The organism is Crossiella sp. NPDC003009 (assembly GCF_053591555.1).
The window spans coordinates 42,081-48,559 of sequence record NZ_JBSFUA010000057.1 but is presented as its reverse complement, the minus strand read 5'-3'; the positions used below and the strand labels follow the sequence as shown (position 1 = coordinate 48,559).

At 65.7% G+C, this 6,479-nt stretch carries 11 protein-coding genes; 10 read left to right on the top strand and 1 reads right to left on the bottom strand.

The genetic code is table 11. The features are described from left to right. Positions 1–458: 458 nt before the first annotated feature. Positions 459–686: a hypothetical protein gene (locus ACWDY5_RS36435; protein WP_449726678.1), complete on the bottom strand. Its 228-nt coding sequence runs from the start codon at positions 684–686 to the stop codon at positions 459–461. Positions 687–816: 130 nt separating this feature from the next. Between ACWDY5_RS36435 and ACWDY5_RS36430 the strand changes: the two genes are divergently transcribed. The 10 genes from ACWDY5_RS36430 to ACWDY5_RS36385 all read left to right on the top strand — a co-directional run bounded on the left by ACWDY5_RS36430 (position 817) and on the right by ACWDY5_RS36385 (position 6,419). Next, positions 817–1,167: a hypothetical protein gene (locus tag ACWDY5_RS36430; protein ID WP_449726677.1), complete on the top strand. Its 351-nt coding sequence runs from the start codon at positions 817–819 to the stop codon at positions 1,165–1,167. Beyond that, complete coding sequence (locus tag ACWDY5_RS36425) at positions 1,164–1,601, top strand: hypothetical protein (RefSeq protein WP_449726676.1); 438 nt, start codon at positions 1,164–1,166, stop codon at positions 1,599–1,601. Before ACWDY5_RS36430 ends, ACWDY5_RS36425 begins: the two co-directional genes overlap by 4 nt. A gap of 196 nt (positions 1,602–1,797) precedes the next feature. Beyond that, positions 1,798–3,018, top strand: a complete 1,221-nt coding sequence (locus ACWDY5_RS36420) for a helix-turn-helix domain-containing protein (RefSeq protein WP_449726675.1) — start codon at positions 1,798–1,800, stop codon at positions 3,016–3,018. A gap of 254 nt (positions 3,019–3,272) precedes the next feature. Then, positions 3,273–3,527: a hypothetical protein gene (locus ACWDY5_RS36415; RefSeq protein ID WP_449726674.1), complete on the top strand. Its 255-nt coding sequence runs from the start codon at positions 3,273–3,275 to the stop codon at positions 3,525–3,527. A gap of 456 nt (positions 3,528–3,983) precedes the next feature. Beyond that, on the top strand, positions 3,984–4,127 hold the full coding sequence (locus ACWDY5_RS36410) for a hypothetical protein (protein WP_449726673.1): 144 nt from the start codon (positions 3,984–3,986) through the stop codon (positions 4,125–4,127). Beyond that, a complete protein-coding gene (locus tag ACWDY5_RS36405) occupies positions 4,124–4,339 on the top strand; it encodes a hypothetical protein (protein ID WP_449726672.1) in 216 nt (71 codons plus the stop codon). Before ACWDY5_RS36410 ends, ACWDY5_RS36405 begins: the two co-directional genes overlap by 4 nt. 128 nt (positions 4,340–4,467) lie before the next feature. Then, positions 4,468–4,845, top strand: a complete 378-nt coding sequence (locus tag ACWDY5_RS36400) for a hypothetical protein (RefSeq protein ID WP_449726671.1) — start codon at positions 4,468–4,470, stop codon at positions 4,843–4,845. A gap of 20 nt (positions 4,846–4,865) precedes the next feature. After that, complete coding sequence (locus tag ACWDY5_RS36395; RefSeq protein WP_449726670.1) at positions 4,866–5,276, top strand: hypothetical protein; 411 nt, start codon at positions 4,866–4,868, stop codon at positions 5,274–5,276. Beyond that, complete coding sequence (locus ACWDY5_RS36390) at positions 5,273–5,623, top strand: RNA polymerase-binding protein RbpA (protein WP_449726669.1); 351 nt, start codon at positions 5,273–5,275, stop codon at positions 5,621–5,623. The genes ACWDY5_RS36395 and ACWDY5_RS36390 overlap by 4 nt, the downstream gene beginning before the upstream one ends. Further along, positions 5,580–6,419, top strand: a complete 840-nt coding sequence (locus tag ACWDY5_RS36385; protein ID WP_449726668.1) for a hypothetical protein — start codon at positions 5,580–5,582, stop codon at positions 6,417–6,419. The genes ACWDY5_RS36390 and ACWDY5_RS36385 overlap by 44 nt, the downstream gene beginning before the upstream one ends. The last annotated feature ends 60 nt before the right edge of the window (positions 6,420–6,479 follow it).

The following is a 6,479-nucleotide window of genomic DNA, read 5'->3' as shown; positions in this document are numbered from 1 at the left end:
GACCGCGACGTTACGTCGTCGCACAACGGTCGTCAACCACGGGAAGGACCAGGAGCGTGCAGCTCGAAAGCGCCTCTGACGTGCCCAAACACAGCTGGTTCTTGTACTTCGCGTCCCCGTCCGCAGGGCTGGGCCTCGTCCGGGCTCGCAGCCTGACGAGGGTCGTCAAGGCGATCTGCGACTGCCGGCAAGGCGACCGCAGCTGGGACCAGGACCCCACCATGCTGGAGATCACCGCAAGGCCCCAGCTTGCGACTGCGGCCCGCCAATGGCTTCCCCTCCTCGAACAGGAGATGGACCGCGCAGCGCTGGCCGCGGCCAGCGAGTACGCGGCCTGGCTGCGCACGCTCCCTGAAGAGCAGCACGACCCGCGGTGGGCGAACTCGATGCGTCGGCAGTACCGCCGCAGGGTCATGGAAGCGTGGGGCAGCGCCCTCGCGCACCGCATTCACAGCGCGCTACTCGGCAAGCCCTTCATCGCCCAGCCCTTCGAGCCCGGCCACTACGCAGACCATGCCGCCGCCTATGCCGCGGTCGCGGCGATGGATGAGAAGTTCTTCGCCGAGATCCTGGACGCTCTCGTGGATGCCGAGTCGACGCCGCGTCCGACCGGAACTCAACCCGCTGTCGAGAACCGGGCTGCGTGCATCGACCTTGTGTCGGACCAGAACGACGTTCCGCCGCACGAGCCTCTGGTACCTGACTTGGTCGCGACAACAGAGCGAGCTTGCGCCCGACGGCGAACCTGGTCAGGTCACGGTCGAACCGCCATGATCCAGATGGACAACAAGCTACCCAGGCATGAGACTCGAACACATGTTCGACCCAGTGCTAATCGACCCGGCCCTGTGGGCGCATATGGCCGAGGCGCTGGTTGTCGTCAAGGCCCCGGCCGTGCCGGTGACCGTCAGCCTGGCGGAGGTGCACCGCGGAGACCTCCGCGCCTCAGCAACGAGTTCGCTTCTCATTCGCCAGCGTGGCCTCGCCCTCACCGACCGGGTGCCAGGGCTGCTGCACGCGTGGGTACGGGAGCATTCCGGACCGTGGTGGGCATACGTGGCCTACACGGTGCCCTGGGACGGCGCCCCGCAGCCGCTGCCCCACCTGTGCCTCGTGCGATCGGACGCGATCCGACCTCGTCGGACTACGGATAGCATCGGCTCGTGACGTTCAGTACCGACACGGAACTGATGGCCCGCCGCGAAGCACGTAGCGAAGCAGTGCGCGAGGTGATCCGAGCCTGCCTTGCGGCAGGGGACTGGGTGGTGGTGGAGACGCCGCCCCCTGTTCCGTTGCGCGAGGAGAGCGGCGTGCCGACGCAGGATCGCACGGTTGCCGCCGTCATGGTTGGTTCCGCCCGCGGATCACTCTTCGACGTCGTGAACCTTGGACTCCAGAAGCTGCCGGCCGACGGCCCTGCCGGCTGGTTCGAGTCCCTCGCGCCTCTCGGCAAGATGCGGCTGGTGGTCACCTGGGGTTCGGACGCCACGCTCAGCCCGGCCAAAGTCGCCCAACTGAACGCCGAGAAGGAGAGGATGCGGCGGAGTCAGGCGGCGAAGCTGGGGCACCGGGGGCGAACCGCAGCGAAGCTGTTCGACTGAACCAAGCCGCGACTTGGCGGTGCCCCGTGGTGATCGAGAAGGGGGCGGTATCCAGCTAGAAGTCCCTTGTCAGCAACCTCGCCTAGTGTCACTCGTTCGTGGCACGGCTAACCTGGAGGCAGAGCCCGTGACCGCCACCCGCTTCGGGCGGTGTCCCCGGGCAGTGCGGTGCAACCCGTTGGCGAAGGGTGTGGCGATGTGGACTGAAGAGCAGCGTATCGCGATCGGGGCCAATGTGAAGGCATTGCGCCAACGGACCGGCAAAAGTCAAACGGCGCTAGCCGGACTACTGGGAAAATCCCCCGACTGGCTCAAGAAGATCGAGTCAGGGATTCGCGGACTGCCGCTCGAAATGGGCATTCAGCTCGGTCGTTTGGTCGGCATCAAGAATCTGTCGGAGATCTACGGTCAGTTTGTCAATTTCGAGATTCCGCCAACCGAACGCCCTAGCCATTCGGGCCTAGAGCCCGTTAGCCAGGCACTTACTGAATACGTGGCCACGGAACCTTCGAGCGAGCCTCCATCGGTCGATTGGATGCGCGCCGCCATTGATCGCGCCTGGAAAGGTTGGCATGAATCGCCAACCCAGCGAAGCTACAGCGCATCGGAACTTCCTGCCCTGATTCGCGCTGCTCGTGCAGCCGTGCGCAACAACGAAGGGGTGTCACGCAGGCGCGCTCGGGCGGCACTGGCCGACGTCATGCACCTTAGTCAGGCATACCTCGCCTGGCAGGAGAATGCGCACCACTGGTACTGGCTGTCTGTCGACCGTGGATACCAGGCAGGTGAAGATGCGGATGAGCCGCAGTCCTACGCCACCGGGTTGCTGTACTCCGCATTTGCCCTCCGCGTTTCGGGACGCGAAGAGGAAGCGATGGACAATCTGCGGACGGCAACCCGCGCACTGGACCCTATGCTCTCCGACGGCCCTGACGACGTGCGCGGCCTCTGGGGAGTAGTGCAACTGGCGCGCGCGTCAACGAAGGCTCGGGAACAACGGGACCCCTCAGCGTGGGTTCACTGGGAGGCTGCGGAGAGCATGCTCAGCAGGCTGCCCGAGCACTATAGCCACCACCATGGCTTCAGCCGTGGGCATGTCGAGATCCATAAAACCTGGCTGGCGCAATCCCTGGGTGACAGTCACGAGGCGTTGCGACACGCGGAGGACGTCGATCTTGATCGAGTTCCCTCAAGGACCTGGCAGGCGTCCCACCTGGTCCACGTGGCTCGTGCTCTCCACCAGCAGCGGGACAGTGGAGCGTTGATCGCACTCGCGCAGGCCGAGGAGTTCTCATCCGAAGCCGTCCAGTTCAACTTGGGTGCCAGGGAGATCATCACAACCCTGGCAACCAAGGGGCACGCCTCGGTGCGCACCGCAGCTGAGAAAATGGCGGGACGGCTGCTCATCGCCGTATAGGGGACATTTTGTCCCCCGGGACAAGTTGTCCCCTCCGCGCGCCGGATCACTCCTAGTGTCCTTCCCGGTGCTCATAGTGAGCGCCGGGAAGGTTGGTCCGGGTGGCCCGGGTGGCTGGATCACTCCAGTCGTAACGCATCGCCTGTTCCGCGGATGTTGATCGAGTTCGTCCGGCTCTCCTTCCTGGTGTCGCCGCCTTAAGTGGCGGATGTGAGCACTGCTCGCAAACCGGCGACCCTGCGGAGGAGTGTGTGATGAGCACCGAGAAGCTTGTGGAGCCTGCCCCTAACCCGGCGGCTGTCGATCTGGTCTGTCTGGATGCGGGCGAACGTGTCCGCACGATGCAGTTCGTTCCGAACGACAACGGCTGCGTCCTCGTCCTGCCGCCCGGGGGTTCCGCCTCCCTTAACGCCTCGGTCATGGCCAACCTCGCCACTCTGCTCGTCACGCACGGGAATGCGATCACCCCCAGCATCCCTACGCAGCACCAGGTCGGGGTGTGGTCGTGATGTGGTGGATCAAGCTCGCGGTCCAGAGCAATCTCGACACGCAACTCCGGGTCTTCCAACACGGCACCGACGAGCAGGCGCTGCCCCTGGCGCGTGAAGACGGAGTTCGCGCCGTCCTGGCACTTGTTGACCTCTTGGAGGAGCACCGGCCAGAGCGCGACGGCGCGTGTGAGCGGTGCACCGCTACATCGCGCTCTGCGTGGTGGCGGTGGCTAACCCGACGCGGCGACCCTGTTCCTTGCCGGGTGTATCCGCGCGTCTACAGCACGCTGCACGATGGGGAACACGGGAGACACGGTTGCCCCGAGCCGGTTCTCCAGCAGTCGGCCGCGTGAGTTCACCGCGGTCGGCCTGGTCGGTGCCGCCGTTCCCCCGGCCCGCGCACACCTCCCTCAGCTAGGCGCGGGGGCGGCACCGACCACTCGCCATCTTCTTGAGCACGAACAGGAACCACCAATGCAGACCACTACCGGCGGCTACCAACTGCCGCTCATGCTCGGCGCGCCGTCAAGCTTCGTGTTAGGTGTTGTCATGGTGCTGACCGGCAGCGTCGCGCTCGCCGTGGGCATCGCGCTCTGGATCTGGGGGACCGCCGAATGAACCGCGACGCCGACCTGTTGTGGGTCTACAGCCCGAGGGATCGCGAGAAGCACGGCTACCGCGGGGTCACCGACGTCGGTTCGCTGGCCGACGGCACGAAGGCGTTGTGCGGCACCGAATTCCGACAGGGCCTGCACGTTGTCCAGCCGCTCGGAGCGCCTTGCAACCGCTGCCTCCTGACGGGCATCCAGCTCGGAGTGATCCGGATCTAACCCGATCCGCTGAACAACTTCCCGGTCGGCCGCTGTCTTCCGCCCATACCGCGGCTGGTCGGGAAAGGGGTCGTGGGCGGCTGCACGGCGCGGGTCGCCCACGGCCCTCCCCAACGCGAAGGATCACCATGAACAACAACGAGCTGGGCCAGGCCATCGCGGTCAGCGTCTGCCTGTTGGTGCCCCGCCTGGTCGAGCCTGAGCCCTTGCGGCCCTTCGAGATCGACCCGCTCATCCGGCCCGAGCACATTCTCGGCCTGCTGCTCCACCACCCGATCAACGCCGACGCAGGCAATGCGGTCTACCGCTGGAACCCCATCCACAAAGGCCGCCGGGTGGCCTCGGCCATCCGGACGTGGCACCTGATCCACGTCCACGACTACGACCTGTCCACGATCGCCCACCTGGACGGCGTTCCGGCGTTGGACGTAGGGGGCGCGCTCAACCTGGCCCGTGAGTTCCGAACGAGCTTGCCTGATCCCATCAGTTTGATCAACAACAACTAGAACCCAAGGGGGCCAACACTATGCGACTCGATCTGACGGACGCACTACCCACAGACCATCCCGACGAGGTGGTCGAGAACGCCATCCGGACGCTTCCGACTGAGGACCTGGATGTCGCCATCTCCAGCCTGGACAGCTCCATCGCGGCAGTGGGGAGCCTGCTTTGCCTCCTGCCTGGGACGTTCCTGTACTCCGTCTACAACCTGTTGATCGAGGCTCACGGCAAGCTGGTCGATGTCAATCGCGTCTGTCGCGAGACGGCGCTGAACCTGCCGATCGCCTTGGTGGATGCGCGGAGGGGGATTGCCAAGCAGCGGGCCGAGATGGCAGATGGAGCGGAGGCTGAGGCCGCCGTCCAAGCCGAAGCCGAAGCAGCTGAGGGTGTGCCGGGGGGCGACGGTCAGACGAGCGCACAGGGCAGCGCGAAGTGAGCCTCCACACGACGTTGCGGTTACGAGGGCGTCGACTGAGCGGCTTCGAAAGCTACGAGCAGGAAAAGGAGACGGGCGCCGCTAGTAGGTCGGTCGCCTACACCTGTCCCAAGGGGCACCGGTTCACCGTCTGCTTGGCCGAGGACGCCGAGGTCCCGCCGGCGTGGGACTGCCGCCAGCACGGCGTCGAGAGCCCCTGCGCGGTCGAGGGGATCGAGCCGGAGCCCAAGAAGGTCAAGCCGCCGCGCACGCACTGGGACATGTTGCTGGAGCGGCGCTCCATTCCCGAGTTGGAAGAGCTGCTTGACGAGCGGCTGGCTCTACTGCGCGCTGATCGAGGACGCTGAAGTGGGAAAGATGATCACTGCCGAAAGCCAGGCCAAGTTCCGGGCGGCGCTTGACCGTCTCACCGAGTGCGGCGTAGCACTTGGCGGAGCCGTCCAGGATCTCGCTGCGCTGGTCGACGCTGCCGATTTGGACAGCCCCCACCAGGGCAGCGACGGCACAGTGGACGTCTACGTGGACATGCGCAACCTCGCCCTGGAGGCAATGGAGTCGCTGGGCGCGGCGTTTGAGCCCGTGGTGGGAGTGGTGGCCAAGGCCCGGCTTCTGGACTTCGACTTTGCGAACTGGCTGGGCGAGCCTGCACCGGACCCCGCCGATGGGCCTGATGCCGATGACTTCTACGACGTCCGGCACGTCTTCCAGGACGGCCTTCGCCGCATGCTGGAGTTTCTTCGCCGCGATCCTGAGTGTGCGTACCGCCGCGAGCCGGTCATACCCAAGGAGGCGGAGGCCGACCGGAATCGATACTTCGCCTGCCTCATTGCGGCTGACCGGGAACTAGTCGACCACCCATCGCGGCTGCTGGCGGACCGGGCCGAGTTCGGCTTCTCCAGCGTCGTGGCTCAGGTCGCCTCCAATCGGATCGAGCACCGCTCGACCCCTGGACGTGACCTCGTTGGGTCGATGTTCGCTGCCTCCCGGGAGGACTACGCCTGCCAACTGGACGCGCTGACGAGGAACTACCGCGTGTACGAGGCGCTCCTGCGCGAGCGTGCGATGGCTCGGTTCATGGCCGCCGACCCGAACGCTGAAACAAGCACCGTGCTCCCCTTCCGCGGCTCCCTCGCCACCCCTTGAACCAGGCCCGCTACACGGGCACCGTTATCCCACAACGAGAAAGGCACAGGCTCGTGGCCA